The organism is Salinilacihabitans rarus, from assembly GCF_024296665.1.
Classification (GTDB): Archaea; Halobacteriota; Halobacteria; order Halobacteriales; family Natrialbaceae; genus Salinilacihabitans; species Salinilacihabitans rarus.
In genome coordinates this window covers 1,807,064-1,832,754 of the sequence record NZ_CP100762.1, presented here as the reverse complement: position 1 = coordinate 1,832,754, position 25,691 = coordinate 1,807,064, and the positions used below count along the sequence as shown (strand labels likewise).

Sequence of the window (25,691 nt, the reverse complement as noted above, 5' to 3'; positions counted from 1 at the left end):
GCGCCCGAGGCTTCATCCGCTTGGCGGTCCGGCGCCGTCAGGCCCGGTCCATCGCCTCGTTCGCGAGCGCGTCGGCGCGGTCGTTGACCTCGCGGGGGACGTGTTCGAGCGTCCACTCGTCGAACGACGAGAGCAACTCGCGGACGGTCACCCGCTTCTCGCGCAGTTCCGGGTTCTTCGTGTCGTACTCCCCGCGGACCTGCTTGACGATGAGTTCGGAGTCGCCGCGGACGTGGACCTCCTCGAAGCCGTAGTCGCGTGCGGCTTCGAGCGCCGCGACGAGCGCCTCGTACTCGGCCTGATTGTTCGTCGCGCGCCCGATCGCCTCGCTGCCCTCGGCGGCGATGCCGTCGCCGGTGACGATCACCCAGCCGATTCCGGCGGGGCCGGGGTTGCCGCGCGCGCCGCCGTCGAAGTAGACGTGCGCGCGGCCGCCGCCCTCGCGCAGCAGCGCCTCGAGGTCGCGCGGCTCCGACCCCTGAATCACGACCTTGTCGTCGTACGCGACGGCGCTCGCACCGCCGCGTTCGGCCCGCCAGCGCTCGTGTTCGGTGTTTCCGGGCTCGACCGTCACGTCCGCGGCTTCGAGTCGCTCGCGGGCCGCCTCGACGTCGCATTCGATCACCGGCATCCCTCGGGTGGAGGCGATACGGCGAGTAAAGTCTTTGCGGTTTCGGACCGAAATCGCCGGAGGGAACCGTCCTACGTGTCCGCTTTCGGCCGATAAACGTTCGGCACCGAAAACCCTTCCCAAGGATTTATATACGCTGATGCTACTACTATAAAAGTGCGATGACACGGTCCACCCGCCAGCGGGAGCGATTGCGCGAGACGGACGAGGCCGAGGATCAGGAGGGGATTCGTGCCTGCCCCGAGTGTGAATCGGACAACCTCGTCAAGGACTCCGACCGGGGTGAGCTCATCTGCGAAGACTGTGGGCTCGTCGTGGAAGAAGAAAAGATCGACCCCGGCCCGGAATGGCGGGCGTTCAACCACCAGGAACGGCAGGAGAAGTCCCGCGTCGGCGCGCCGACGACGCAGACGATGCACGACAAGGGGCTGACGACGACGATCGACTGGAAGGACAAAGACGCGTACGGTCGCTCCATCTCCTCGAAGAAGCGCAGCCAGATGCACCGGCTGCGCAAGTGGCAAGAACGCATCCGAACCAAAGACGCCGGCGAGCGAAACCTGCAGTTCGCGCTCTCCGAAATCGACCGGATGGCCTCGGCGCTTGGCGTCCCGCGGTCGGTCCGCGAGGTCGCGTCGGTCATCTACCGGCGCGCGCTCAAAGAGGACCTGATCCGCGGGCGCTCGATCGAGGGCGTCGCCACCTCGGCGCTGTACGCCGCCTGTCGAAAGGAGGGCATCCCGCGCAGCCTGGAGGAAATCTCGGAAGTCTCCCGCGTCGAACGCAAAGAGATCGGTCGCACGTATCGGTACATCTCGCAGGAACTCGGCCTCGAGATGAAACCCGTCGACCCGAAGAAGTACGTCCCCCGCTTCTGTTCCGAACTCGAACTCTCCGAGGAGGTCCAGACCAAGGCCAACGAGATCATCGAGAAGACGGCCGAGGAAGGGTTGCTCTCGGGGAAGTCCCCGACCGGCTACGCCGCCGCCGCGATCTACGCCGCGTCCCTTCTCTGCAACGAGAAGAAGACCCAACGCGAGGTCGCGGACGTCGCGCAGGTGACGGAAGTGACGATCCGCAACCGGTACCAGGAACAGATCGAAGCGATGGGCATCCACGGCTAGCCGCCGTTTGCCCCCGAGGCTCGATTTTTCGCACCCGCCGCGCAGTGGCGACCGACCCGGCCGCGGGCCGGGTCGGCCCGCGGCCGCGAGAGCGGGCTAGAAGCGCGGTGCCTGCTGTTCGATGACCGTGCTGATCCCGCCGAACTCGTCGGCAAGCAGGACGATCAGGTCGTCGAGCGAGACGATCCCTTCGAGCGAGCCCCCGTCGTCGACGACGGGTACGCGGCGGACCCCCTCGTCGCTGAGGGTCCGGATGACGTCGAAGACGCCGGCGTCGGCGGAGACGGTCGCGAGGTCCGCGGCCATGAGGTCGTCGACGGTCTGGTCGGCGACGTCGTCGACCTCGCGGATCGAGAGGGCGATCGTGCGGTCGGTGACGATGCCGACGGGCGAGCCGTCCTCGACGATCACGACCGAGCCGACGTTCTCGGTCGCCATCTTCTCGACGACGTCCTCGACGCCGTCGTCTCGGTGTGCCGTTACGACGTCCGGTTCGGCGATTTGCTGGACTGCCATGGCGAACCTACGTGAGGCCGGCCCCGATCCTACCTCTTGGCCTTGCCCTCGCTACGGGGTGTCGGATCGGTCGGCGCGAGCGAACATTCAAAGCCGGGCCGCCCCTACCTCCGGTGAATGCGCCTCGACGAGTACATCGAGGACCTAGAGCCCGACGAGGAGGCAGAACGCCGCCGACTCGCCAAGGAGAAGTCCTACGCGATCACGGACCACCTGGCGGAGTTCGAGCGCAAGTTCGACGACGCGCTCAGCGGCGACTCCCTCGTCGGCTCGACCGCCCCGTCGATCTTCGTCGGGCGGTCGAACTACCCCGACATTCCCGTCGGCGTCCTCTCGCCGGTCGGCGACGAGGGCGCGGCCGAGGAGTACGTCACCGACGGAAACTGGTACCGGCGGGGGTACGGCATCGACGACGTGCTCCAGCGCCGGACCGGCCTGCTCAACTCGAACAAGCGCGCGAACGTCGACGCCCCCGGCATCGCCTCCCGGCTGGCGCCCTCGGTCCACGACGTCTGGGACGGCTTCGTCGGCGTCCAGCGCGAGGTCGCCATCTCGGACCGGCCCGTCGACCTCGAAATCGGCCTCGACGGGAAACCCGACCTCGGGCTGGACGCGGGCACCGACGTCGCGACCCCGCGGGGCCCGCGGGCGACCGCCCGCGACGCCGAACTCCGGGAGAACCCCCACGTCCCCCGCCCGGTCCGGAAGACCCTCGAAGACGACGACTGGCAGGCACAGGGGGCGATGACCTACCTCTACCGGCGGGGGTTCGACGTCTACGAGATCAACTCGATCCTCTCGGCGGGCGCGCTCGGCGAGGCCGCGAACCGCCGGCTGGTGCCGACGCGGTGGTCGATCACCGCCGTCGACGACACCGTCGGCCAGTACCTGCGGGGCCGGATCAGGAACGAGCCGAGCGTCGACGAGGTCCAGGTCTGGGCGAACGAGTACGTGGGCAACCGCTACTGGGTGATCCTCGCGCCCGGCTCCTGGGAGTTCGAACTCGTCGAGATGAAGGCCCCGGGGAGCATCTGGAACCCCGACCCGGAGGGGAACGTCTGGATGGCCAGCGCCTCGGAGGGGTACGAGGGCCGGTCGAGCTACGTCGAGGAGACCGCCGGCGCCTACTACGCGGCCCGCCTCGGAGTGCTGGAGTACCTCGAGTCGATCGGCCGGCAGGCGAAGTGTCTCGTCCTCCGCGAAGTGTCGGACGACTACTGGGCGCCCGTCGGCGTCTGGCAGGTCCGCGAGAGCGTCCGCAACGCCTTCGAGGGGGAGTACGGCACGGCCGAGACGTTCCACGGGGCGGTCGCGGCCGTCGCCTCGCGGCTGCCGGTCTCCCGCGAGCGCCTCCAGCGCAAGTCCGAACTCGCCGCGGGCCTCCAGTCGAGCCTCTCGGCGTACGGCGTCGAGTAGCCGGCCTCCGTTTTTCGTCCGCGTCCCCGCCGTACCCGTCCGCGAGCTCCTGTTGGCGTCCCGAGCAGTGGATCTCGGTACCACGCCGCATGAATCTCGGTAATGAAAAGACAAGTTTTTATGCTTCATCTGCATAACTCGGCCGATGACGCTCGACTTCACACCGACCACCGTCGACGACCTCGACCCGGAGCGACGGCCCTCGTTTCGTCTCGCGCTCGTTCCGGTGCTCGCGGTCGTCGCGTTCCTCGGCGTCGGTTCGGCCCTGCTGGGGCTCGACCCGCACGCCCCGCTGCTGTGGAGCATCGTCTTCACCGGCGCCTTCGGCCGCTCCCTCGGCTACACGTGGGAGGACCTCTCGGACGGCCTCGCCGGCGGCCTCCTGATGGGGGCACAGGCACTCCTGATCGTCTTCACCATCTACGCGCTCATCGCCACGTGGGTCGCCGCGGGGACGATTCCGGCGATGATGTACTACGGCCTCGAATCGCTGACGCCGGCGGTGTTCCTGCCCGTCGCGGCGGTCCTCGCGGCCGTCGTCGCGTTCTCGATCGGCTCCTCGTGGACGACGGTCGGGACCCTCGGCGTCGCGTTCGTCGGCATCGGCGCCGGACTCGGCGTCCCCGCACCGATGACCGTCGGCGCGGTCCTCTCGGGGGCGTACGCCGGCGACAAGCAGTCGCCGCTGTCCGACACCACGAACCTCGCGGCCGGCGTGACGAACACGCCGCTGTACGACCACATCCGCCGGATGCGGACGGGGACGGGCGCGGCGTTTGCCGTCGCCGTCCTCGCGTTCGCCGCCCTCGGCGTCGGCGTCGACGGGGCGATCCCCGCCGACCGCGTCGTCGAGATCCAGGGCGCGCTCGCGGGCACCTACGACCTCTCGCCGCTGGCGTTTCTCCCGCTGGCGGTCACGTTCGGGCTCGCGTTCCGCGGCTACCCCGCCCTGCCGTCGCTGGTCGCCGGCGTCTTCGCCGGCGTCGTCACCTCGGTCGCCGTCCAGGGCGTCGGCTTCGTCGCCGCGTGGGACGTCTTCCTGTACGGCACCGAGCCCGGGACGGGGGCGGCCCTCGTCGACGAACTGCTCGCGACCGGCGGCCTCTCGGGGTCCGCGTGGACGATCACGGTCGTCGTCGCGGCGCTCGCGCTCGGCGGCCTGCTCGAACGGACGGGCACGCTCGCGGTGCTCGCCCACCGGCTCTCGCAGGGCATCCGCAACTCGACGAGTTTGATCGCGGGCACGGGCGCCGCGGCGATAGCGATCAACGCGCTGACCGCCCAGCAGTACATGAGCATCGTCCTGCCGGGGGTGACGCTGCGGAACCTCTACGAGGAGTTCGATCTCGAGGGCGACCAGCTCTCGCGGGCCGTCGAGGCCGCCGGCACGCCGACGGGCGCGCTCATCCCGTGGCACGCCGGGGGCGTCTTCATGGCCTCGGCGACGGGCGTCCCCACGCTGGAGTACGCGCCGTACTACCTGTTCGGCCTGCTGTCGCCGCTCGTGTTGTTCGCGATGGCGGCGACCGGCGTGGGCGTGCCGACGACGCGGCGCGCCCGCCTGCCCCGGAGCGGACTGGGGCGGGGATAACCCCCTGTATACTGCACGGACGACGCTTTGCCCGTTCCGGCCGTCTCGTCACGCATGAACCGACGGACGCAGAACCTCTCGGTCAACCTCCTCCTGTTCGCGGCGTTTCTCGTCGTCCTCGCCTCGGGCGTCGTCCTCTGGCAGGTGCTCCCGGGCGGGGGCACCTCGCGCGGGCTCGACTTCGTCGGGCTGGTCCGCGGCGACTGGACCCGCGTTCACGTCCTCGCGAGCCTCACGATGACCGCGCTCGTCGCCGTCCACCTCGCGCTCCACTGGCGGTACGTCAGAGCCGTGCCGAAGCTCCTGCGGTCGTAACCGGCGACTCAGCCGCTCGCCTCGACCGCGTCGAGGCGCTCGAACAGTTCCTCGGTGAGTTCGCCGGTCGCCGCGAGGATCTCGCCCCACTCCTCGCTGTCCGGTGCGATCCCGAGCAGGCGGGCGATCCGCATGATCGAGACGTGGTAGACCCGCTGGCGGCCCGGTTCTTCCTCCCAGATGACCGTGTTACACGGGAAGAGCCCGCCGATGCCCATCGTCTCGTCGAGGGCCCGATCCGCGATCTCGGGGTTGCACGCGCCGAGGACGTAGTAGGGGTCCCGGTCGGCGTCGACCTTCTCGTTTAGCAACTCCGACGGGGAGAACTCGACGGGGATGCCGAAGCCGACGTCGAGACAGACCTCGCGGACGTGCTCGACGGCCTCCTCGTGGTCCATCTCGAGGACCGCCTGTTTCTCGCCGTACTCGTCGGGGTCGATCTCGGTCGGGTCGATCGGGAGACTCATGCGCGGTACATCGCGTGGCGTGCGTAAAACAGTGGCTGGTCGAGAGCCCCCTGCCTGGTTTAACAGTTGTTGCAAATACGATTTCTTTATTCAGTCTGCAGCGTGATTTTTTCGTGCCGATTTCTCTGTCTCGCATGAGTTATTTCACCCGGTGACCTTCGTCTTTTCATCTGGTTTCTGCCACTGCTCCGACCGGGGTTCGACGGGCTTCACTCGCAACTCACCGAAGCCGTACTTCGAGTGACTTCCGACCCGGAGGATACCGCTCTTCGCGGTCTCCACCGGACGGTCGCCCTCGTAGGCGACCACCTGTCCGTGGTCTACCGCCTGGAGCTTGTACACCTCGCGTTGCTCCGGCACCTTCTCCTCGCGTTCACGGAGATCGGCGGCGGTCCTCCTTCCACCACCACGGGACGTCCTGGTCGTGGGCGTTCGGGTACTCCGACTCCAGCACGAACGGCGTCACGAGTTCGAGGATGAACGCCTCGCCGTCTTCGAGGCGCGAGTAGTCCAACGTCCAGGTCCACGACCTGCGTGTCTTTCAGCCCCGTGATGCCGTAGCCGTAGTTGCGCTTCCCGCCGAACTGGAGGCCGTCCAGGGCGCTCTCGTCGAGCGGGAGGACGTCGTCCCGGTCGGCGTGAAGGTACGCGTTGATGTACCACTTCGTCGTCCGCTGTTGCTTCCGCGCGCCGTCGGGTTTCCCCATGATGGTCTCGTGGGACAGCGTCAGGTGACCGCTCTGGACGCGGCTGTCGTGGGTGTTCGGCGCGTCTCGCGGCCGGGAATCGAGGAGCCACGAGTGCGACGCCTGCCGCATCAGGAACAGGTCGTCGTACGCCTCGACGTCCGGGAGCCCACTCCCGAGGTACGGCCGGATACCGCTCTGCGAGTGCTCCTCGGGAAGTCCCGAACTGCCCGGGCACGAAGACGCCGTGACTCGCGTTCAGGTGCCGGTGGACGTCGTGCGGGAGTTGCTGACCGAGCGCGTGCATGATGGCGTTCCCCGAGACGTAGTACGGGTGGCCGATGTAGTCCATCTCCAGCCTCCACTGGACTTGCTGGATGCGCGTCATCGGTCGAACACCTCCCGGAAGTCCTCGATGTACTGGAGCGCGGTGGACCACGCGCCGATCGACGGAGATTCGCGTCGAGCACCATGTCGTACTTGTCGTGAGCGGCGTCGAGCGGGTGTGCGGTCAACCGATTCCACGTGGCGGCCCACGACCGCCGCGGCCGACTCCCGAGGCGGGACGACGGTCGTCCGCCCGCGCGCTCGTCGATTCGGAGCGCGAAATCCTCGCCGGCGTAGACCGTCCGAGGGGGTACGATCTCCCCGGCGCGGTCCACCACCAGGAGGAGATCGGCGAACTCGTGGCCGTCACGGTAGTTGTCGAGCAAGACCGCCACGAGTAGCGTGTGGCACTTCAGCGAGGTGTTCTATTTCGCCGTCCTCTGGTACAATATGTGGCTGGCCGCGAACGTGAAGCGCGCCGATGAACTGGAGATTGATCTCGGTGACGACGATGAGGACTACCCGTTCCGCGGTCCCGAGGTGATGCGTGCTATCGAGGAAGATCCCGCTGATTTGCAAATTGGGGAGAAGGACGACCTGTCGGTGGTCGAAGACAAGTTCAAAGCGTTTGATCCTTGGTCAGAGTTCCGCTGAAGTAGGAATTCATTTTGGACTCTTGCCGAAGGCTGTAAAATAGTGTATATATCAGATAACAGCCACAACGGCCCGTGCTGAATAGAAGGCCAGAACATGGCATGCAACCTGGCTCGAATTCAATTAGATATTCTAGTCGAATGCGGGTTTCAGTGCAAGATGCCGATGTGTTTCGGTACCAAGCGTATCATTTCGGGTGTGCTCCGCTATAACACGACGAGCACAATTCCGACGCTCGCGCTACCGAGTAGTATCACAACGATCACTTGAGCAATCTGTTTCGCACCAGCTATCGACGTTACTGCAACGTATACAGATAACTGTACCACAGTCGCTACGACGATTCCAATGCGGGTAGTGCCTGCTGAAAGAGACAGGTCAACGGAATTGACGAAGGCAAGAACGACCGCGACAAGGCCGCCGATCGCTAGCGCTGATCGAATCCGAAACGGAGTATTTAATTCGTTCGTTGGTGGTTCACGATTTCGAGTACGAAGCCGGAGACTCCCTGTCACGAGGAATCCTACCCCGGCCATCGCCACGAATGGAATCACGAGCGACTGGGCAAGTGCAGGGCTGACGATGGCCACGACGATGAAGTTACGCGAGAACAGCATCGTCGATGCGATTGCGGCTGCGACCGTGTAGGCAAGACCGAACTCCGGATGACGCCGGTACTGTTCAGTGAGTGATGTAATTGTCATTCCGGGGGACACGGCACCCCCAAGTGCTCCGGTGACCCCGATTGCAGTCCCCGGATCGACTACCTTGGATAGGAGGTATCCGAGAAAACTCAGTCCTGCGACGAACACCACGACTAACCAGACCTGTCGCGGGTTCACTCCGAGCAGTACATCGAGGCGCTCGTCGGGTAAAACCAGCAAGACGAGGAGCAGAGCAAGAAATTCAGCTATCGCTCTGAGGTCTTCCGTATCGATTCGACCTCTCATCTCGCTCCAGCGAGTGCTCATCGCTTACTCTCAGAGTCAGAATCTCCCGTCGACTGGTCCGTTCGGTCAAGTAACTCGACGGTTCCGCGCTCGCCGTCTATTCGAATTCGCTCGCCCGTTCGGATTTCGTTGGTTGCGTTCGCCACCGACACGACGGCCGGAATACCGTACTCACGTGCGACCAGTGCGCCGTGTGTCATCCGGCCACCAACCTCCATCACTAACCCAGCCGCATCCTGGAACAACGGTGTCCATCCAACGTCCGTAGACGGGGCGACGAGAATCTCACCCTTTGAAATCGACTGTTCGGACGGATCGTGCATCACCCTGGCAACTCCTTCGACCACACCGGACGAGACCGGCGTTCCAGTGAGCACGTGTTCTGAGGGTGAACCATTTCTCTTGCCTGTCGGTGTCTCTCCTTCGCTCGTGAGAATAGGCGGTGCGCTCAGTGACATATATCGCTGGTGAGTATCACGTCGTTCGGAGACGTCTACATCAAGAGGGGACTCACCATCAAGTGCGTCCAACAACTCCCGTTTCCGGAGGAACCAGACGTCCTCTGGGTGTTCCAATACTCCAGCCTCAGCGAGTTCGGTTCCCACATCGGAGACGCAGTCGTGTATGGCCGCGAGAAACCGCGCAGCTCCGTGTTTATGATGTTCCCGGAGCTGAATTCCTCCCCGGTACACTTGGATCAACTGCCCCACAATCGGCCGTTTCACGGGGCCGAAGAGTCCTCGACTAGCGCGATTCTCGAGTTTCTCGGCGGCTTCACCCGCATCCTGTTTCAGTTGCGCCAAGTGTTTGCGGTGTTCTCCCCGGTCACTACTCCGAAGATTACTTCGAATCGTCTGAAAGAGTATCGAAGGGTCGTCTCGCCAGCGTGGTCGGCTCAGGTCTATCTCGTTACTCGTCCGGAAGCCGAAGTCGTCGAGAAACGTCTCGAATGCCGCCACGAATTCGGTTCCGCCATCGACATCTTCGATCTCTGAGAGCGAGGATTCGTCTCGAATCGCCGCTTCGACGCCCGGATGTTCCCTGGAAATATCTGCGAGGTCGCCGAGCCGCTGATTGATTTCGGTGGCGATCTCCTCGTCGAATCCGCGGCTGAGTGCTGTGAGTTCGTCGTCTGCGTCCGGGTACAGCCGTTCCAGCACGTTGCCCGCCACGACGCCGGCCAGGAGATACGGCATCGACTTGCTTCCGACCGAAGCGACCAGCGTCCCGAGTGCAGTTTCCTCGAATGCCACTCGAATCCGCTCACTCCGGGACTCGGGTTGCGTGACACGAGCTGCCATCGTTTTTCCCGCCCGTTCGACACGAGCACGGACGTGTTCGGCGTCGGGTGGCCCCAAAAGGAACGGCTCGAGGAGACGGACCAACAGGTGCGGTGCGTTTGAGACCGCAAGTGGGAGGAGGCGTCGGCTCACGCGACCGAGCGTTCGGAGCCTGTTCGTGAGCGTGTCTTGGGAAAATGTATCGTCGTGTCGGTCGAGGATATCTTCGAGTGCACGCGTCGCAGGCTCGCTCATCGAGTCGAGGACGCGAAGAGCGATCTTTCGTGTTACTTCCCCTCGGAGAAGGGGGGTGAGGTCCACATACACTCGGCGTCCGGCTTCGACTGCGAACGACTGCTCGGATTCGGGGGACTGGAACCGAGCAACCGACCTGTTTAGCGTTTCCTGCATCCAATCGGCGACCAGTGGTGGGAGTGCCTCGGCCATCGCTTGCTGGTGACCGATGCTGAAGTAGATGTGCAGCTGGTCGCCGGCTGGCGCTGGTGAGGGGAGCGGATACAAAGAGGTAATTGGACGTGACTGGAGCAGCACGAACTCGCCATCGACGAGTGCCCATTCGATGTCCTGTGGGCTCCCGAGTAGTTCTTCGACATCTTCCCCGAACTCTACGAGTTCCCGTAGTTGGGCATCGGTCAACGCCCGGCTCTCGCGGCGTCCCGTAGACACCTCTTCCAGCGATGGCTCATCCTGGTCGTCCTTCCCCGAGCGGAGCGCGAGCTGCTTTTCGCCGACTTCGTATTCGAGGACGTCTCCAGTTCGCCGGTCAACACGTGCGTTGTCCGGAGATACGTCTCCGGCGACCACCGTATCGCCAAGACCATAGTTGGCGTCGATCGATGCAATGTGGCGATTACCGGACACAGGATCGGCGGTGAAGAGCACTCCGGCAACCTCTGGTTCGACCATCGTCTGCACGACTACCGCCATCGCTACCTCAGAGTGCGAGATGCCGTTCCGGAGCCGGTACGACACTGCCCGTTCCGTGAAGAGGCTCGCTATGCACTCCTGAACGTATTCGGGGACGTTTTCCTGGTCGATTCCGAGGAACGTCTCGTGCATCCCGGCGAACGACGCCGTCGGCAAATCCTCGGCCGTCGCACTCGACCGAACGGCGTACGCATCGGCACCGAGCGTGTCGAGTGCGTTCGAGATAGCCCGCTGGACGTGTTCGGGGATCTCCGTCTCCCGGATCTTCGTTCTGAGTTCCTCACTCTTCGTAGCGATTTCGTCCGCACTCTCCGGGTCGAGTCCCTCCAACGATTCGATCTCTGCCCGGATGTCGGGCTCGTCGGCGAGAACCTGATAGGCGCCAGTCGTCACACACGTTCCAGCGGGGACTGGCATGCCCGCTTCGACTAAGCGAGCGAGATTTGCACCCTTACCGCCAGTGAGTTCGAGGTTTGTCGCGTCTTCTTCGTCCAGCGAGATGACGAACCGCCGGTCGCGTACGTCTGATAGCTCAGTCTCCGGCATCTAATCATCCCTCCTGATTACACGGCACTGATCTGTAACGGGGCAGAGTTCCATAATACGCTATTGCCTAGCTGAGGAGTTAGACTGATGCCTAGTACTAATGGCCATTTAAATATGAAACCGGAGGGCGGCGTTTTTTGAGGGTCCCGGGGCCGTGCTCAGAGTTCGAGAGCGCCGAAGATTCTAGCTTCGATTTTCTGGAGGTGTTCGCTCACTGTCGGCACTGCGAGTTCGAGTTGTTCGGCGATGTCTCGGTGAGTCGCGCGCCGAGGAACGTCGTAGTACCCGCTGGTGAGCGCGACGTCCAGTATTTCGCGCTGGCGGTCGGTCAGCAAGTCTTTCATCGATTTCGGACCCTCGATGTACGGGCCGATTCGTTCGACCGATATTTCGATCTCTGCTGGAATTTCGTCCAGTACTCCCGTGATTTCGCTGTTGGTTTCGCCGACGATGGTGAGCTTGAGCTGCCCCTCTTCCGTCGCCTCGATCGGGAAGTCGAAGAACACGCCCTGCTCTCGACGGAGTTCGAGTATCCGCCTGATGGATGACGGCGGTCGAGCGTGTACAAACACGAGCCCGACGTTCGCGTCCTGTTCGGAGATACTGAATCCGAGGACGTCCTGTTCAGCCGAGAGGATTTCGCGTGCATGCGTTAGATTGCCCCGAATCCGGCCGAGGAGAACGAACGTCCCATCTTCGAGGAGGGTGAGATTGAAGATTCGCTCCCGTTGCACACTCGATTCACTGGTAAACAGATGGTCCACAGGGTGATTCGTCGGGGGCGAGACGAGGACTGTCACCGCTCTCATCGGAATACCACCTGGCTCAGCGGTTTACTGAATGGGCAGCCTCCCACTCTCATACTCTGCATTTATACTACCATTGAAGCTAGGCGATTCCTTAGCCTTCACTATCACAGTAGGAGTTCGGCTTCCATTCTTCATCAATTCTGAATAAATAATCCGTGTTTGCAACAACTGTTAAGCTCGCACCGACCGTCCGTGGTACCGTGTACCAAAACGTGCGCCGAACGATCACCGATACGACCGGTTCCCTGACGAGCCCCTGGGTCTTCTTCGCCGTGACGTTCGCCATCACGTGGTCGTTCTGGCTGTCGGCGATCGCCCTCGGGGTATCCTTTGCGAGCGGTACGGGGGCCCTGCTGCTGTTGCTGGGACTCACCGGCCCGGGAATCGCGGGAATCGCCTTCGCGTACCTCGCGTACGGCCGCGACGGCCTGTCGGACCTCCGGGCCCGCGTCACCGGGATCGGTCGAATCGGCTCCCGGTGGTTCCTCGTGATTCTGGCCCTGCCGCTGGTCGTGACTCTCGCCGCAGCCGTGATGGACGTGGCGTTCGGCGGACCGGGCGCGACGTGGGGCGAGGGGGTTCGGCAGTTCGGCGTCGACCCGCTCGCGATCCTGCCGGCGCTTTTCTTCGCGACGCTCCCACCCATCCTCGAGGAACTGGGGTGGCGAGGCTACGCGCTGGATCGGCTCCAGACGACGTGGTCCGCGCTGACCGCGAGCCTGATACTGGGCGTGGTGTGGGCGGGGTGGCACCTCCCGCTGTTTTTCGTCGCGGGCTCGTTTCAGGCCGAGTCGGTCGGATTCGGGACGCAGGGGTTCTGGCTGTTCATGATCGGGATCGTCGCCCTCTCGGTGGCGTTCACGTGGGTGTACAACCACACGGCCCGCAGCGTCCTCGCCATCGTGGTCTTACACGGGTGGATCAACTTCACCGCCGAAACCGTCGCGGTGGCCGACGTGTTTTACTACGCCAACTGGGTGCTGCTGGCCGCCTTGCTCGCGGCGCTCTGGGGACCGACGACGTTACTGAAGTCCGAACGGATACCGCGCCCGCCCCCGCTCGTCGACCGACGCCGGACCGCGGACTCACAGCGGCACGGGTAGCCACTCGACCGCCCGGAGCGCGGGCGCGGGGTCGAACAGCGGGTCGTGGAGGACGAGCCAGTCGAGCAGGACGAGACCGGCCCCGTGGGCGATCACCGACGGCAGGATCGAGTTCGACTCGTAGTCGACCGCGCCGAAGAGGACGTCCGTCGGCCCCGACAGCAGGAACTCGACCGGCGGCTTCGAGGAGTGGTGGAGCATGTAGACGACGGGACTGATGAACACCGCGACGAACCCGATCTCGCGGACGCCGACGCAGAGCAACCCCCGGTAGTACGTCTCCGCGGCCAGCGCGAGCAGGAATAGCTGGACGCCGTGGGGGAGGAACTCGCCGAGGGCGGCCGAGGTCTCCCACATCGGGTAGAACTCGCGGATCGTCGGCAGCGTCGACCCCACGAGGTAGAACGGGAGGACGAACAGCGAGAGCAGGAGGGCGTTGCGGGCCGCGCGCCGGTCGACCCGCCAGCCGACGCGGCGGCCGTGGGTGAGCCCCAGCGCGAGCGGCCCGCCGATCAAGAGGACGCCGTCGACGACGGCCCGCCGGCCGAGGTCCGAGGGGACGAGACGCATCCACAGCACCGTCAGGACGGCGCCGGCGAGCAGCGACTTCTGGACCCACGTGAGTTCCGGTACTCGGTCGAGAAGCCGGCGCACGCCGCCGCGGACGTCGCCGGTCGCCACGGCTGGTTACTCGGCGGTCTCGACGGGCCCGGTGCCGATCACGTCCCGGACGTGGCGTTCGAACTCCTGTCGACGCTCGAAGTACGTCAGGTCGACCTCCTCGAGGACCGCCGACAGCGAGCGCGGCCCGTCGGCCGTCCGGAGGACGCTGTCGCCTTCGAGGCGGTCTACCTCGCTTTGCTGGATCGGCCAGTGCAGCCGGGAACTCACGCGGGCCAGCGGCGCCCCCTCGACCGGCGTCTTCTCGCCGAGTTCGACCGCTGGCTCCCCGTCGTCTTCCTCGTCGCTCATGGTCGGTCGTTCGCGAGGGCGTCGATTCAAGCTTTCGCTTCCCCGTGTTCGGGACCGCGTGGCCGGCCCGTCCCCTCCGACCGGTGACACGTGTCTGACGTATCGTTTTGTGGCAGGCCGTTCAATCCGGGTCCATGACCAGCCTGACGGAGGTCTACGAGGGGAACGCCGGGGAGGTGTCCAGCCTCCGCCGGCTGTACGCGGGAACCGCGCTCGTGATCGCCGGGGCCGTCCTCGCCGTCGTGGCGGTGCTCGTGGCGACGACCGACCTGCTGGCCTGGGCCTTCGAGGGCCCGTTCGCCCCGGTGAAGTGGGCGGGGATCGCGGCCGGCGTCGGCGTCCCGACGGCGCTCGTCGGCGTCTTCGTCGTCCTCCCGTCGAGCCGTCGGGTGAAAGCCGCCGCGGCCATCGGTCTGGCGCTTTGCCTGCTCGGGGTCGCGCTCTTCTGGCACGCCTACCCGTCCCACTGGCGGGGCCACGGCGACAACCTCACGTGGCTGGTGTCGGCCGTCTACCTGCTCGGCCTGTTCACCGCCGTCTGGTGTCTGTTCACCGCCGTCGTCAACTTCAAGACCCGCAACGACCCCGGCGGGATGCTCGAGATGAACGTCACACGGACGAACGAGACGAAAGTCGTCGAGGTCGAACACTCGGGCGGCGTCGGCGGCGTCGGCTTCCTCGGGGACGACCCCGACGGCGAGGTGGCGACCCAGACGAACGGCCCCGTCGCGGCCGCCGCCAGCGACGGCGGGGCCGCCGCCGGCGACATCCGGTCGCCGCTCGACGACGACGGCGCCGAGGTCGTCTCCGGGTCCGGGTCGCCGGCCGAGACGACCGATCGTTACTGCGGCAACTGCCAGCACTTCCGGTACGTCCGGACCGCCGACGGGATGACGCCCTACTGCGACCACTACGAGGGCGCGATGGACGACATGGACGCCTGCGGGGAGTGGACGCCCAACCACGAGCGGGGGTGACGGCGGCTCAGAACCCGAACGCCGCCCGCCCCAGTTCGAACCCGCGCTGGGGGAGGCGGTAGAGCCACGCCGCGGCGGCGGCGAGTTCGGCGACCGTCACGAGCACCGTCACGATGTCGGAGCGAGCGCTGCTGACGTTGACGCCCGTCGGCAGGCCGTACTCCTTCGGTGAGAGCGGGTAGAACAGCGCGATCCCGCGCTTGCTGCCGGCGACGTCGAGCACGTAGTGGGTGAGCACGCCGATCCAGACGTACTCGAGGTTGCCGAAGACGTACGGGAACGCGACGAACGCCGCGAGCACCGGCAGGTTGTGCAGCGTCTTGCGGTGGCGGCCGAACTCCGTGTCGACGTCGGGAAACAGCGCGCCGAGGGTGACCGGGATGCCGATCATCAGGATCGCCGCGAACGTCGTCTCGTCCCCCGCGGGTTCGAGCAGGTACCCCAGACCGACGCCCAGCAGGATCGCGTTGAGAACGTGTCCTTTCTTGTTCATCTACCGGCCACTGGGGAGGCCGGGCCCGAATACCTTTCTTTCGAGACCGTCGCCTCGCGGTGACCGTCCCGCGAGCCGAAACGGCGTGGCGCGCGGTCCCGGCTCAGCCGTCGCCCTCGACCCGCTCGACGTCCGCGAGCAGGTCCCGGAGGGCGCGTTCGACGGTCTTCGCGCGCACCGTCGCGCGGTCGCCGTCGAACTCGTACCGGGAGGCGGTCGCGGCGGACTCCCCGGAGCCCCACGGGGCCGCGTACGCCACGCCGACGTAGACGGTGCCGACGGGGGTCTCCTCGGTCCCGCCGGTGGGGCCGGCGACGCCGGTCGCCGACAGCCCCCAGGTGACGTCGGCGACGTCGCGGGCCCCGCGGGCCATCTCCACCGCGACGGCCTCCGAGACCGCGCCGTGCTCGTCGAGGGCCTCGCGGCTCACCCCGAGGTGGCGGCGCTTGGCGTCGTAGGCGTAGGTCGTCAGTCCGGCGTCGAAGTAGTCGCTCGCACCGGGGACGGCCGTGATCGCGGCGCCGATCAGCCCGCCGGTGCAAGACTCCGCGACGGCGAGGGTGGCGTCGGCCTCGCGGAGGGCCTCCCCGACCCGCCGCGAGAGGTCGCGGTCGATGGCGTCGTTCATGCGAGCGTGAACGGGCGGGACGGTAGTGAAAGCCGGGGTCGCCGGCCCAGCCGTGACGAAAGAACCACGGGGGCGCCGGCCGCAGGGGCGAGCATGGAGTACGAGACGCCCCTGTTCTTTCGCGTCATGGGCTACGCGGCCCGGGCCGACCGCGACGTGATCGACATGGTCAGCGGCAACCCCGACTGGGAGCCCCCGGCGGCGCTGCGGGAGGCGCTGCACGAGTACGCCGACCTCGACCCGGACGCCTTCCAGTACCCGCCGAGCCCCGGCCTCCGCGACCTCCGCGAGGAGATCGCCGCCCGCCGGGGCGTCGACGCCGACCAGGTCGTCGTCACCAACGGCGCCGGCGAGGCGAACTACCTCGCGATGGCCCGCGCGCTCGAACGCGACGCCGGTTCCGAGGTGCTCCTCACCGACCCCGTCTACCCCTACTACCCGGGCAAGACGACGATGCTCGGCGGCAGCCAGCGGTTCGTCGCGACCGACGCGGACGGCCACCTCGATCCCGCCGACGTGCGCGCGGCGGCGAGCGAGGAGACCGCGGCGATCGTCGTCAACTCGCCGAACAACCCGACGGGGGCGGTCTACCCGGCGGAGACGGTGTGCGAACTCGTCGCGATCGCCGAGGAGTACGACGCGATCCTCGTCAGCGACGAGGTGTACGACCACTTCGACCTCTCGGGGCGGTTCGAGAGCGCGCTCGCGGTCGACTCCGACCACAGGATCGTCACCAACGCCTTCTCGAAGTCGATGGCGATCACGGGCTTTCGCGTCGGCTACGCGATATTCCCGCCGGACCTCGTCGAAAACGCCGAGAGCCGGCACATGCTCGTCAACGTGGCCGGGAGTCGGCCGGCCCAGTACGCCGTCCTGCACGCCTTACGCGAGACGGGGCCCGAGTACTACGAGCGCAACCGCGACCTCCTGGGCGAGCGCGTCGACGCATTCACGAGCGCGCTCGACGACGCCGGCGCCGAGTACACCCGTCCCGAGGGCGCCTTCTACGTGATGGCCCGCTTCGAGGGCTACCCCGGCACGCTGGAGAACGTCGAGCGACTGATCGACGAGGCCGGCGTCGCGGGGATGCCGGGCGAGGCGTTCGGGGACGCCCGCGCGGACTGGCTCCGGTTCGCGCTCGTCACGCCGCGGGCCGAGGAGGCCGCCGACCGCCTCGCCGCGTACTTCGGCTGACGGCCATCAAACGCGGCCACGTGAAGGCCGATAGCTTAGTCGATCGACCCCCACGGCTGTGCCGTGTCGCCCATCCGGGAACTCGCCGAGACGGTCGTCGGAGCGGTCGCGCTCACCTTCGGCGCTGTCGTCGGCGCGACCGTCTACCTGACCGGGTCGCTCGCGAGCGTCCCCGGGGCGGTCGACCGCCTTCTCGCCGCGCTGGCGCTCGCGGCCCTCCCCCCGCTGTCGGCGGCCGCGTGGCCGAACCTCGTCGCCCTCGCCGTCGGCGCCGCCGCGGCGATCCGCCTCGACGACCGCCTCGGGGTCCGCCTCGCGGCGCTCGTCGCCGCCTACGTCTCGCTCGCGATTGCGCTGCACTACGCCGCGGGACCGGCGTGAGAACGACCTACCGCAGGGAGCCGCGCCACGGACACTCGGTACCCGTGTGTCACGCTCACGCGCGGCGTCGGCCGCCGCCGCTCGCGACCGACGAATACTCGTGTCCGGACGGGTTATTCGGCTCCATGAGCGGACTCGACGTCGAACCGGTCGACGAGACCGAGGAGGACGACGCGGACGACAACACTATCGAGGTGACGCCGACGGACGCCGTCGCGGAGAGCGAGCGCCGGACGATCGACGTCGAGCCGTCGGAGGGGCCCGCCGACGGCCCCGAGTACGTCCTCTACGGGGGGAAAGGCGGGGTCGGCAAGACGACGATGGCGGCCGCGACCGCCCTCGACAGCGCCCGCCGCGGGACGTCGACGCTCGTCGTCTCGACCGATCCCGCCCACTCGCTGTCCGATACCTTCGAGACCGACGTGCCGGCCCGTCCGGAGCGCCTTCGCGAGGACGTCCCCCTCTACGCGGCCGAGATCGACCCCGACGCCGCCCTCGAAGAGGGGCAGGCGGCGTTCGCCGCGGCGGGGCCGGACGCCCTCGGCGGCCTCGGCGAGATGCTGGGCGAGGAGTCGCCGATGGACGCGCTGTTCGGCGGCGCGATGCCCGGCTCCGACGAGGCCGTCGCGATGCAGACCCTCCTCGAGTACCTCGACGACGACCGCTTCGAGCGCGTGATCGTCGACACCGCGCCGACGGGCCACACCCTCCGCCTGCTCCAGCTTCCGGAGATCATGGACACGATGATGGGGCGGATCATCACGTTCCGCCAGCGCATCTCCGGCATGATGGACGGCCTCAAGGGGATGTTCGGCGACGAGGACACACCGGGGAGCGCCGGCGACCTAGACGACCTGCGGGTCGTGCGCGAGCGGGTCGAGCGCCTGCGAGCCACCCTGCGTGACCCCGAGCGGACCGACTTCCGGATCGTGATGGTCCCCGAGGAGATGAGCGTCCTGGAGTCCGAGCGCCTGCGCGATCAGCTCCGGACGTTCGAGATTCCCGTCGGGACGGTCGTCGTCAACCGGGTGATGGAGCCGCTCGCGGACGTCACCGACGACGTCGAGGGCGCGGGCGAGTTCCTCCAGCCGAACCTCGAGGACTGCGAGTTCTGCCAGCGCCGCTGGGACGTCCAGCAGCGCGCCCTGGCGAGGGCCCAGGACCTCTTCCGGGGCACGGACGTCAAGCGGGTGCCGCTGTTCGCCGACGAGGTGCGCGGCGAGGAGATGCTCGCGGTCGTCGCGGCCTGTCTGCGCTGACCCCCTACTCGTCCAGCACGAGCACCCGCAGGTCGTTCACGTTCGTCCCCGTGTAGCCCGTCCGGAGGAGCGCGTCCGCGTCGTCGAGGAAGCCGGCGGCGTCGTTCGCCGCGAGCGCCCGCCACGCGGCGTCCGGGTCGTCGACCGTCCCGCCGTCGACGAGCGCCCCGCAGGCGTCGGTCGGGCCGTCGATCCCGTCGGTGTCGGCGCTCGCGAGCACGGCGTCGGTCCCGCGGTCGGCGAACTCGGCGGCGGCCGCAAGCGCGAGTTCCTGATTGGGGCCGCCGACGCCGTCGCCGCGGACCGCGACCGTCACCTCGCCGCCCGAGCAGACGACCGCCGGGGGTTCGACCGGGTCGCCCGTCGCCCGGGCCTCCTCGGCGACGGCGGCGTGGACGCGCCCGACCTCGCGGGCCTCGCCGCGGAGGCGACCCGAGAGCACGAGCGTCCCGTAGCCGCGCTCGCGGGCGACCTCGCGGGCGGCGTCGGTCGCCGTCCGGCCGTTCGCCAGCAGGTGCCAGTCCGCGGCCGCGACGGCGGCGTCCTCCGCCGTCGGCGTCTCCGCGATTTCGCCCGCGGCGCCGCGTTCGAGGCGCTCCCGGACGGGCGCGGGAACCTCGTCGTCGAGGTCGTACCGGTCGAGGACCGCCAGCGCGTCGGCGAACGTCGATGGGTCGGGAACCGTCGGTCCGCTACCGATCACGGCCGGGTCGTCGCCGACGACGTCGCTGATCGCGAGCGCCGCGACCGTCGCCGGGGCCGCCGCGCGGGCGAGGCGACCGCCCTTGATCGCCGAGCAGTGCTTGCGGACGGCGTTTACCTCGTCGATCGACGCCCCCGAGGCGAGCAGCGCGTCGGTCGTCTCCCGCAGGGCCGCGAGCGAGAGGCCGTCGGCCGGCGCGCACAGCAGCGCGCTCGCGCCGCCGGTGATCGCGGCGAGCAGGAGGGTTCGCTCGTCGGCCTCGCGGGCGAGAGCGAGGACGTCGGCGGTCGCCGCGACGTTGCGCTCGCTCGGCGTCGGGTGGTCGCCCGCGCGGACGTCGACCCGGTCGGTCTCCGCGCCATCGGTCGAGACGACGACGCCCCCGTCGATCCGGTCGCCGAGGGTCGATTCGAGCGCCCGCGCGAGGCCGCCGGCGGCCTTCCCGCCGCCGCAGACGACGACCCGGTCGTAACGTGAGAGGTCGTACTCGGCGTCGAGGAGGTACAGCGCGTCGCCCTCGACCGAGACCGCCTCGGCGACGACGCGCTCGGGCAGGGCCGCACGGATCCCCGCTTCGAGGCAGGCGAGCGCGGTCTCGCGGGCGGGCGTCCCCGCGAGGTCGTCGCGGTCGTCGAACACGGTCACGGTTCAGACGAGTTTGCGAACGAGGCCGTAGGCGGCGTCGCGCACGCGGTCGGGGAGGAACCGGGCGTACGTCCCGTACCGGGCCATCGGGCCGACGGGGTACCGCGCCGGCGGCTCCGGGCAGGTGCCGGCGTGGAGAATCGCCGCGGCGACGTCCTCGGGGTCGACCGCGAGCGGGCCGTCGCCGCCGACGAGTCCCGCGTCCTCGACGATCTCGTACAGCGACTCGTAGGCTGGCGTCCGGTTCTCGGGGAGTTCCTCGTCGACGCGGTCGACGAAGTTCGTCTTCACGCTGCCGGGTTCGATCAACACGACGTCGATCCCGAACTCCTCGACCTCCGCGCGGAGGGCGTCGTTCATCGCCTCCACGGCGTGTTTCGTTCCCGAGTAGGCGCCCGTCGCGGCGAACGAGAGGCGCCCGAGCACGCTCGAGACGGTGACGATCCGGCCCTCGCCCTGCGCGCGCATGTGCGGCAGGGCGGCGCGGGTCAGCCGGTGGGGGCCGTAGACGTTGACGTCGAACTGCCGGTGGAGGTCGACGGTGGAGACGTCCTCCAGTGGCCCCATCTGGGCGTAGCCGGCGTTGTTGACGAGACAGTCGATCGCGCCGCCGTCCTCGACGACCGTCTCGACGGCCCGCGCGACCTGCTCGGAGTCCGTGACGTCGAGCGCGAGCGTCTCACAGCCCGCCTCCGCGAGGTCCGCGACGTCCTCGGGGTCGCGCGCCGTGGCGAACACCCGCCAGTCCTCCTCGAGGAACGCCCGGGCGGTCGCGCGGCCGATCCCGGAGGAACAGCCCGTGATCAGCACGCTCTTCTTGCGGGTGTAGCGGTCGTCGGGCGCCTCGCCGGCGACGACCTCCCGGTCCTCGCCGGCGGTCCGGCGGTTCGGTCGCACGCGTTCGTCGCTCGCCTCCCCCGCGTCCTCGCCGACGCGGGACTCCGACCCGCCCTCGTCGGCGTCCGCTTCCGCTGCGTTCGTCATACCCGACCGGTTCGGGAGACGACACCTAAGTACCGACGGTTCGTCGCGCCGCTCGGAACGGGCCGGTGCACCCGGCGGTGGCCTCAATCGACGTGCTCACGCTTCGCCTCGTCCGCGTACGAGTCGGCCAGCCGGATCGGTTCGGGGAGCTTGTAGCCCGACGAGAGCGCGAGGGCGACGTCGGCGGCCGTCTCCGGGCCGACGCGGTGGCCGGGGCTGACGTACAGCGGGTTGACGTGGCGGTTCGGGGAGTCGTACTGCTTCGTCTGGACGGCGTAGCCGAGCAGCGTGCCGTCGGGGGCGTCGACGCGCGCGTTCGCCTCGATCGGCACCCGGGCGCCGGCGTCGAGTCCGTCGGTCTCGCCCGCGGGGTGGCCACAGAGGAGGCTCTTGGCGACGCCGACGCTCGGGACGCCGAGGACGACGCCCATGTGGGTCGCGATGCCGGCCTGCCGGAAGTGGATGCGGCCGCTGCCGTCGAACAGGAACAGGTCGGGGGCGACCGACAGCGCCTCGACGGCGTCGAGGATCGGCCGGCCCTCGCGGAACGAGAGCAGGCCGGGGACGTACGGAATTTCGAGCGGCGTCACCGCGTGGACGCGCTCGATCACCTCGCCGCCCCGCACGGCGACGACGGCGCTGACGGCGCGCTCCTCGTCGAGGAGGAACGACTGGTCGACGCCCGCGACGATCGGCGCCGCCTCCTCGTTCGCGGTCGCGGCGAGCGGGTTCGAGAGCGCCCCGGGGTCGAACGCGAAGTCGTCCTCGAAGGCGGCCGCGCGGGCGATCTCGCGCTGGAGGGCCTCCATCTCCTCGCGCGAGAGCGCGGGGTCGGGCGCGAGGTCGGGACGGGGATCGGCGGCCATCAGAACCGGCGACGGCCGGGACCGCCGGGACCGCCCGGCCCGCCGGGGCCGCCGCCGAGCTGGAACTGGTTCGGCGCCCGGACGTTCCGGGTGCGCTTGACGTACTCGCCGTAGCCGAGGCCGATCAGGAGGCCGACGAGGTGTGCCGCGTGGGCGATCGGGCCGCCACCGCCGGTTGCGAGGAAGAAGACGCTGAAGACGGCGTAGCCGCCGGTGAGCACCCAGATCGGGATCGGGAGGATGAAGTAGAGGTACACCTTCAGGTTGGGGTTCAGCACCGTCAGGACGCCCATGATCGCGAGCGCGGCGCCGCTGGCACCGAGGACGCCCGGTGTGAGCGGCGTAACCGCCCCGGGTTCCAGTATCTGGATCGTGATCTGTCCGAGACCGGCGAGTGCACCGCTGACGAGAAAGAGGATCGCGAAGTTCCGCGAGCCGACGTAGCGCTCGACGAGCGGCCCGAAGAAGAAGATTACGATACTGTTACCGACGATGTGCATGAGGCTGCCGTGGGCGAAGATCGACGTGAACCACGTCCAGACGTACTCCGGATAGTAGGGCCGCAGGATGAAGAGGGTCTGAAACGCTTCGGCACCGAAGGCGGCGCTAACGATAAACTGTGCGAGAAACGTCAGCCACATCAGCGCGAGGAACGTGTAGGTCATGTTCCCGCGGAAGTACGCGAGCGGGCCGCCGGTCCCGGTCAGCGAGGCGAGCTTCGAGCGAACGCCGGAGGCCCGCGAGGAGCCGGCGTTCACGCTGTCGTCGAAGCCGCTGTCGAAGACCCCGCCGGGGTCGTTCCAGTTTTCCAGCCCCGAGCAGTCGTGGTTCTCCGGGAGCCGGTGCTCGGCGCAGTAGGTCCCCCCGCAGTGTCGACAGTTGTAGGGCATGCTCTCTTGCTTCCCACACACGTCGCACGTTGCCATTGCCCCGGGATAAGTGGCCAGTTGCCAAGGGGTTTGGGGTTTCGATCCTCCGTTTCCGGGAGCGACCGACGTTTTTTGCCCCTTCGACGCGGATTCGGGGGTGTGAAAGAGTACGAGCGCAAACAGCTGCTCGAACGCGTCGAACGCGAGGGCGCGACCGTCGGCGCGGACATCCCGGACCGGATCGAGGTGCAAGGCGAGGAGATCGACCTCCGGGAGTTCGTCTTCGAGATCAAGCGCCGCGAGACGGTACCGCCCGGCGAGCGCGAGCGCGTCGAGCGGGCGAAGCGGAACCTGCGACGCGAGCGCCTCCAGCGGGTCCAGCGGATCGAGGCGGGCGACGTCAGCCGCGAGGAGGGCGAGCGACTCGCCAGCAGCGTCGTCGGCATCGACCGGGCGCTGAACGCCTTAGAGAGCCTCGGCCCGACGGATCTGGAACGCGAGGAGCGGGCCCAGCGGACCGCCGACCAGAAGCGGTGGATGTCGTTCCTGAAGAAGGCACTCGGCCACGAGGACGAGGCCGCGACGCGGCGGGGGCGGTAGCGATGACGACAAACGCCGAACTCGCCGCCCGCTTCGAGGAGTTCGCCGACCTGCTCGAAGCCAACGACGTCGAGTACAAGCCCCGGGCGTACCGCCGGGCGGCCGACGCCATCGGCGCGCACCCGGCGCCGATCGCCGACCTCGTCGAGGCCGGCGACGAGGGGGCGATCGAGGAGATCGAGGGCGTCGGCGACGCCATCTCCGCGAAGATAATCGAGTACGTCGAGACCGGCGAGATCGAGGAACTCGAGGAACTCCGCGCGGAGTTGCCGGTCGAGATGGCCGACCTCACCCGCGTCGAGGGCGTCGGCCCGAAGACCGTCGGGACCCTCTACCGCGAACTCGGCGTCCGGACGCTCGACGACCTCGAAGCGGCGGCCGAAGCGGGCGAGATCCGCGAGGTCACGGGGTTCGGGCCGAAGACCGAGCAAAACATCCTCGAGAACCTCGAGTTCGCCCGGCAGGTCGGCCAGCGCCAGTTGCTGGGCGAGGCCCGGCCGCTGGCCGACGACGTGCTGGCGTTTCTGGAGTCCGTCGGGGCCGTCGACCGCTGTGAGGTCGGCGGCTCGATCCGGCGCTGGCGCGAGACCATCGGCGACGTCGACGTGCTCGCCTCGACGGAGTCACCCGAGGCTGTCGTCGAGGCGTTCGTCGGCTGGGAGTCGGTCGACGACGAGATCGAGTCCGGCCCCGCGAAGGCCAGCGTCCGCGTCGGCGAGGTGCGCGTCGACCTGCGCGTCGTCGCGCCCGCGGAGTTCGGCTCCGCCCTGCAGTACTTCACGGGGAGCAAGGACCACAACGTCCGCCTGCGCAACTACGCGATCGACCGCGGGCTGAAGCTCAACGAGTACGGCGCGTTCGACGTGAGCGAGGTCGACGACCCCGATGCCGACCAGCGCGTCGGCGACCGGGTCGCCGGCGAGACCGAGGCGGGGATGTACGAGGCGCTCGGCCTGCCGTGGATCCCGCCCGAGATCCGCGAGGACCGCGGCGAGATCGACGCCGCCGAGCGCGGCGACCTCCCGGATCTCGTCACCCGCGACGACGTCCGGGGCGACCTCCACACCCACACCGAGTGGTCCGACGGCAACAACTCGATCGACGAGATGGTCGCCGCCGCCGAGGAGCGCGGCTACGAGTACTACTGCATCGCCGACCACGCCGAGGGGGCGGGGGTCGTCGCCGACGTCGGCCTCTCGGAGCCCGAGATCGCGGAGCAGGTCGAGGCGATCCGCGAGGTCGACGCCGCGGCGGACGTCGAGGTGCTTGCGGGGATCGAGGCCAACGTCGACGCCGACGGCGAGATCGGCCTCTCCGAGGCGGTGATCGAGGCGCTCGACCTGATCGTCGCCTCGCCTCACAGCGGCCTCAGCCAGGACTCCGAGACGGCGATGGAGCGACTCCTGCGGGCGATCGAGAACCCGGCGGTCGACGTGCTCGGCCACCCGAGCGGCCGGCTGCTCAACCAGCGCGAGGGGCTGTCGATCGACGCCGCCGCACTCGGCCGCGCCGCCGCCGAACACGACACCGCCCTCGAAGTCAACGGCAACCCCCGCCGGCTCGACCTGTGGGGCAGCGCCGTCCAGGCCGCGATCGACGAGGGCGCGACGATCGCGGTCGACACCGACGCCCACCGGCCCGCCACCCTCGAGTACATGCGGTGGGGCGTCCACACCGCCCGCCGCGGCTGGGCCGAACCCGCGGACGTGATCAACGCGTGGCCGCTCGCGGAGTTGCGGGCGTTCCTGCACTGACTC

The 25,691-nt window shown here is 68.0% G+C and carries 26 protein-coding genes and 2 pseudogenes; 12 read left to right on the top strand and 16 right to left on the bottom strand.

Features of this window, described 5'->3' with window-relative positions; genetic code table 11:
- Positions 1-37: 37 nt before the first annotated feature.
- Positions 38-631 carry a ribonuclease HI gene (rnhA, locus tag NKG98_RS09615; protein WP_254765705.1) on the bottom strand — a complete coding sequence of 198 codons (594 nt, stop codon included), beginning with the start codon at positions 629-631 and terminating at the stop codon, positions 38-40.
- 161 nt (positions 632-792) lie between these two features.
- Here rnhA and NKG98_RS09610 point away from each other — a divergent pair, with 161 nt between their 5' ends.
- Positions 793-1,755 carry a transcription initiation factor IIB gene (locus NKG98_RS09610; RefSeq protein WP_254765704.1) on the top strand — a complete coding sequence of 321 codons (963 nt, stop codon included), beginning with the start codon at positions 793-795 and terminating at the stop codon, positions 1,753-1,755.
- Positions 1,756-1,851: 96 nt separating this feature from the next.
- Here NKG98_RS09610 and NKG98_RS09605 read toward each other — a convergent pair whose 3' ends face one another.
- The gene (locus tag NKG98_RS09605; protein ID WP_254765703.1) at positions 1,852-2,271 is read right to left on the bottom strand and encodes a CBS domain-containing protein; all 420 of its coding nucleotides are present in this window, start codon (positions 2,269-2,271) and stop codon (positions 1,852-1,854) included.
- Between the two features lie 117 nt (positions 2,272-2,388).
- Between NKG98_RS09605 and nreA the strand changes: the two genes are divergently transcribed.
- The 3 genes from nreA (at position 2,389) to NKG98_RS09590 (ending at position 5,593) form a co-directional block, all read left to right on the top strand.
- Positions 2,389-3,687 (top strand): DNA repair protein NreA, encoded by a 1,299-nt coding sequence (nreA, locus tag NKG98_RS09600; protein WP_254765702.1) that lies wholly within the window; start codon positions 2,389-2,391, stop codon positions 3,685-3,687.
- A 145-nt stretch (positions 3,688-3,832) separates the two neighbouring features.
- Positions 3,833-5,278, top strand: a complete 1,446-nt coding sequence (gene arcD / locus NKG98_RS09595; RefSeq protein ID WP_254765701.1) for an arginine/ornithine antiporter ArcD — start codon at positions 3,833-3,835, stop codon at positions 5,276-5,278.
- Positions 5,279-5,332: 54 nt separating this feature from the next.
- A complete protein-coding gene (locus tag NKG98_RS09590; protein WP_254765700.1) occupies positions 5,333-5,593 on the top strand; it encodes a DUF4405 domain-containing protein in 261 nt (86 codons plus the stop codon).
- 8 nt (positions 5,594-5,601) lie between these two features.
- Here NKG98_RS09590 and NKG98_RS09585 read toward each other — a convergent pair whose 3' ends face one another.
- The 3 genes and pseudogenes from NKG98_RS09585 to NKG98_RS09575 all read right to left on the bottom strand — a co-directional run.
- Complete coding sequence (locus NKG98_RS09585) at positions 5,602-6,060, bottom strand: DUF302 domain-containing protein (RefSeq protein WP_254765699.1); 459 nt, start codon at positions 6,058-6,060, stop codon at positions 5,602-5,604.
- A gap of 144 nt (positions 6,061-6,204) precedes the next feature.
- Positions 6,205-7,134 (bottom strand): annotated as a pseudogene (locus NKG98_RS09580) (hypothetical protein).
- Positions 7,131-7,495: pseudogene (locus NKG98_RS09575) on the bottom strand (DUF8168 family protein); the annotation flags it as partial. The pseudogenes NKG98_RS09580 and NKG98_RS09575, both read right to left, overlap by 4 nt.
- Between NKG98_RS09575 and NKG98_RS09570 the strand changes: the two are divergent.
- Positions 7,476-7,727: a hypothetical protein gene (locus NKG98_RS09570; RefSeq protein WP_254765698.1), complete on the top strand. Its 252-nt coding sequence runs from the start codon at positions 7,476-7,478 to the stop codon at positions 7,725-7,727. The pseudogene NKG98_RS09575 and the gene NKG98_RS09570 overlap by 20 nt on opposite strands.
- Positions 7,728-7,933: 206 nt before the next feature.
- Here NKG98_RS09570 and NKG98_RS09565 read toward each other — a convergent pair whose 3' ends face one another.
- The 3 genes from NKG98_RS09565 to NKG98_RS09555 all read right to left on the bottom strand — a co-directional run bounded on the left by NKG98_RS09565 (position 7,934) and on the right by NKG98_RS09555 (position 12,260).
- Positions 7,934-8,698, bottom strand: coding sequence for a DUF4010 domain-containing protein (locus tag NKG98_RS09565; RefSeq protein ID WP_254765697.1), 765 nt, complete (start codon positions 8,696-8,698; stop codon positions 7,934-7,936).
- Positions 8,695-11,451: a PEP/pyruvate-binding domain-containing protein gene (locus NKG98_RS09560; RefSeq protein ID WP_254765696.1), complete on the bottom strand. Its 2,757-nt coding sequence runs from the start codon at positions 11,449-11,451 to the stop codon at positions 8,695-8,697. The genes NKG98_RS09565 and NKG98_RS09560 overlap by 4 nt, the downstream gene beginning before the upstream one ends.
- Positions 11,452-11,609: 158 nt before the next feature.
- Positions 11,610-12,260: a helix-turn-helix domain-containing protein gene (locus NKG98_RS09555; protein ID WP_254765695.1), complete on the bottom strand. Its 651-nt coding sequence runs from the start codon at positions 12,258-12,260 to the stop codon at positions 11,610-11,612.
- A 200-nt stretch (positions 12,261-12,460) separates the two neighbouring features.
- On the opposite strand from NKG98_RS09555, the gene NKG98_RS09550 reads away from it, so the two are divergent.
- Complete coding sequence (locus tag NKG98_RS09550; protein WP_254765694.1) at positions 12,461-13,363, top strand: CPBP family intramembrane glutamic endopeptidase; 903 nt, start codon at positions 12,461-12,463, stop codon at positions 13,361-13,363.
- Here the strand turns inward: NKG98_RS09550 and NKG98_RS09545 are convergent.
- On the bottom strand, positions 13,346-14,044 hold the full coding sequence (locus NKG98_RS09545; RefSeq protein ID WP_425504328.1) for a CPBP family glutamic-type intramembrane protease: 699 nt from the start codon (positions 14,042-14,044) through the stop codon (positions 13,346-13,348). The two genes, NKG98_RS09550 and NKG98_RS09545, sit on opposite strands and share 18 nt — an antisense overlap.
- 6 nt (positions 14,045-14,050) lie before the next feature.
- Positions 14,051-14,335: a DUF5789 family protein gene (locus NKG98_RS09540; protein WP_254765693.1), complete on the bottom strand. Its 285-nt coding sequence runs from the start codon at positions 14,333-14,335 to the stop codon at positions 14,051-14,053.
- Between the two features lie 134 nt (positions 14,336-14,469).
- On the opposite strand from NKG98_RS09540, the gene NKG98_RS09535 reads away from it, so the two are divergent.
- On the top strand, positions 14,470-15,312 hold the full coding sequence (locus tag NKG98_RS09535) for a cell division protein CdpA domain-containing protein (RefSeq protein WP_254765692.1): 843 nt from the start codon (positions 14,470-14,472) through the stop codon (positions 15,310-15,312).
- Between the two features lie 7 nt (positions 15,313-15,319).
- Here the strand turns inward: NKG98_RS09535 and NKG98_RS09530 are convergent, their stop codons facing one another.
- Positions 15,320-15,805 carry a metal-dependent hydrolase gene (locus tag NKG98_RS09530; protein WP_254765691.1) on the bottom strand — a complete coding sequence of 162 codons (486 nt, stop codon included), beginning with the start codon at positions 15,803-15,805 and terminating at the stop codon, positions 15,320-15,322.
- A 103-nt stretch (positions 15,806-15,908) separates the two neighbouring features.
- A complete protein-coding gene (locus NKG98_RS09525; protein WP_254765690.1) occupies positions 15,909-16,433 on the bottom strand; it encodes a CinA family protein in 525 nt (174 codons plus the stop codon).
- 93 nt (positions 16,434-16,526) lie between these two features.
- On the opposite strand from NKG98_RS09525, the gene NKG98_RS09520 reads away from it, so the two are divergent.
- The 3 genes from NKG98_RS09520 to NKG98_RS09510 all read left to right on the top strand — a co-directional run bounded on the left by NKG98_RS09520 (position 16,527) and on the right by NKG98_RS09510 (position 19,267).
- Complete coding sequence (locus NKG98_RS09520) at positions 16,527-17,627, top strand: pyridoxal phosphate-dependent aminotransferase (RefSeq protein WP_254765689.1); 1,101 nt, start codon at positions 16,527-16,529, stop codon at positions 17,625-17,627.
- A 63-nt stretch (positions 17,628-17,690) separates the two neighbouring features.
- A complete protein-coding gene (locus NKG98_RS09515) occupies positions 17,691-18,008 on the top strand; it encodes a hypothetical protein (RefSeq protein WP_254765688.1) in 318 nt (105 codons plus the stop codon).
- Between the two features lie 125 nt (positions 18,009-18,133).
- Positions 18,134-19,267, top strand: coding sequence for an ArsA family ATPase (locus NKG98_RS09510; protein WP_254765687.1), 1,134 nt, complete (start codon positions 18,134-18,136; stop codon positions 19,265-19,267).
- 4 nt (positions 19,268-19,271) lie between these two features.
- On the opposite strand, the gene NKG98_RS09505 is transcribed toward NKG98_RS09510, so the two are convergent.
- The 4 genes from NKG98_RS09505 to NKG98_RS09490 form a co-directional block, all read right to left on the bottom strand.
- Positions 19,272-20,609 carry a glycerate kinase type-2 family protein gene (locus tag NKG98_RS09505; protein WP_254769455.1) on the bottom strand — a complete coding sequence of 446 codons (1,338 nt, stop codon included), beginning with the start codon at positions 20,607-20,609 and terminating at the stop codon, positions 19,272-19,274.
- Between the two features lie 9 nt (positions 20,610-20,618).
- Positions 20,619-21,599, bottom strand: coding sequence for an SDR family oxidoreductase (locus NKG98_RS09500; protein WP_254769416.1), 981 nt, complete (start codon positions 21,597-21,599; stop codon positions 20,619-20,621).
- A gap of 83 nt (positions 21,600-21,682) precedes the next feature.
- Positions 21,683-22,465 carry an endonuclease V gene (locus NKG98_RS09495; RefSeq protein ID WP_254769415.1) on the bottom strand — a complete coding sequence of 261 codons (783 nt, stop codon included), beginning with the start codon at positions 22,463-22,465 and terminating at the stop codon, positions 21,683-21,685.
- Positions 22,465-23,391 (bottom strand): rhomboid family intramembrane serine protease, encoded by a 927-nt coding sequence (locus NKG98_RS09490; protein WP_254769414.1) that lies wholly within the window; start codon positions 23,389-23,391, stop codon positions 22,465-22,467. The genes NKG98_RS09495 and NKG98_RS09490 overlap by 1 nt, the downstream gene beginning before the upstream one ends.
- A gap of 102 nt (positions 23,392-23,493) precedes the next feature.
- Between NKG98_RS09490 and NKG98_RS09485 the strand changes: the two genes are divergently transcribed.
- Both NKG98_RS09485 and polX read left to right on the top strand, forming a co-directional pair.
- On the top strand, positions 23,494-23,934 hold the full coding sequence (locus tag NKG98_RS09485; RefSeq protein WP_254769413.1) for a DUF5788 family protein: 441 nt from the start codon (positions 23,494-23,496) through the stop codon (positions 23,932-23,934).
- Positions 23,935-23,936: 2 nt separating this feature from the next.
- Entirely contained in the window at positions 23,937-25,688 is a 1,752-nt protein-coding gene (gene polX, locus NKG98_RS09480) for a DNA polymerase/3'-5' exonuclease PolX (protein WP_254769412.1), read from the top strand.
- Positions 25,689-25,691 lie beyond the last annotated feature (3 nt).

Coding starts and splice junctions, on each gene's coding strand:
- polX (WP_254769412.1), top strand. CDS start 23,937: ATGACGACAAACGCCGAACTCGCCGCCCGCTTCGAGGAGTTCGCCGAC.
- NKG98_RS09560 (WP_254765696.1), bottom strand. CDS start 11,451: ATGCCGGAGACTGAGCTATCAGACGTACGCGACCGGCGGTTCGTCATC.
- NKG98_RS09610 (WP_254765704.1), top strand. CDS start 793: ATGACACGGTCCACCCGCCAGCGGGAGCGATTGCGCGAGACGGACGAG.
- NKG98_RS09590 (WP_254765700.1), top strand. CDS start 5,333: ATGAACCGACGGACGCAGAACCTCTCGGTCAACCTCCTCCTGTTCGCG.
- nreA (WP_254765702.1), top strand. CDS start 2,389: ATGCGCCTCGACGAGTACATCGAGGACCTAGAGCCCGACGAGGAGGCA.
- NKG98_RS09525 (WP_254765690.1), bottom strand. CDS start 16,433: ATGAACGACGCCATCGACCGCGACCTCTCGCGGCGGGTCGGGGAGGCC.
- NKG98_RS09565 (WP_254765697.1), bottom strand. CDS start 8,698: ATGAGCACTCGCTGGAGCGAGATGAGAGGTCGAATCGATACGGAAGAC.
- NKG98_RS09530 (WP_254765691.1), bottom strand. CDS start 15,805: ATGAACAAGAAAGGACACGTTCTCAACGCGATCCTGCTGGGCGTCGGT.
- NKG98_RS09500 (WP_254769416.1), bottom strand. CDS start 21,599: ATGACGAACGCAGCGGAAGCGGACGCCGACGAGGGCGGGTCGGAGTCC.
- NKG98_RS09510 (WP_254765687.1), top strand. CDS start 18,134: ATGAGCGGACTCGACGTCGAACCGGTCGACGAGACCGAGGAGGACGAC.
- arcD (WP_254765701.1), top strand. CDS start 3,833: ATGACGCTCGACTTCACACCGACCACCGTCGACGACCTCGACCCGGAG.
- NKG98_RS09490 (WP_254769414.1), bottom strand. CDS start 23,391: ATGGCAACGTGCGACGTGTGTGGGAAGCAAGAGAGCATGCCCTACAAC.
- rnhA (WP_254765705.1), bottom strand. CDS start 631: ATGCCGGTGATCGAATGCGACGTCGAGGCGGCCCGCGAGCGACTCGAA.
- NKG98_RS09605 (WP_254765703.1), bottom strand. CDS start 2,271: ATGGCAGTCCAGCAAATCGCCGAACCGGACGTCGTAACGGCACACCGA.
- NKG98_RS09495 (WP_254769415.1), bottom strand. CDS start 22,465: ATGGCCGCCGATCCCCGTCCCGACCTCGCGCCCGACCCCGCGCTCTCG.
- NKG98_RS09555 (WP_254765695.1), bottom strand. CDS start 12,260: ATGAGAGCGGTGACAGTCCTCGTCTCGCCCCCGACGAATCACCCTGTG.
- NKG98_RS09535 (WP_254765692.1), top strand. CDS start 14,470: ATGACCAGCCTGACGGAGGTCTACGAGGGGAACGCCGGGGAGGTGTCC.
- NKG98_RS09585 (WP_254765699.1), bottom strand. CDS start 6,060: ATGAGTCTCCCGATCGACCCGACCGAGATCGACCCCGACGAGTACGGC.
- NKG98_RS09520 (WP_254765689.1), top strand. CDS start 16,527: ATGGAGTACGAGACGCCCCTGTTCTTTCGCGTCATGGGCTACGCGGCC.
- NKG98_RS09540 (WP_254765693.1), bottom strand. CDS start 14,335: ATGAGCGACGAGGAAGACGACGGGGAGCCAGCGGTCGAACTCGGCGAG.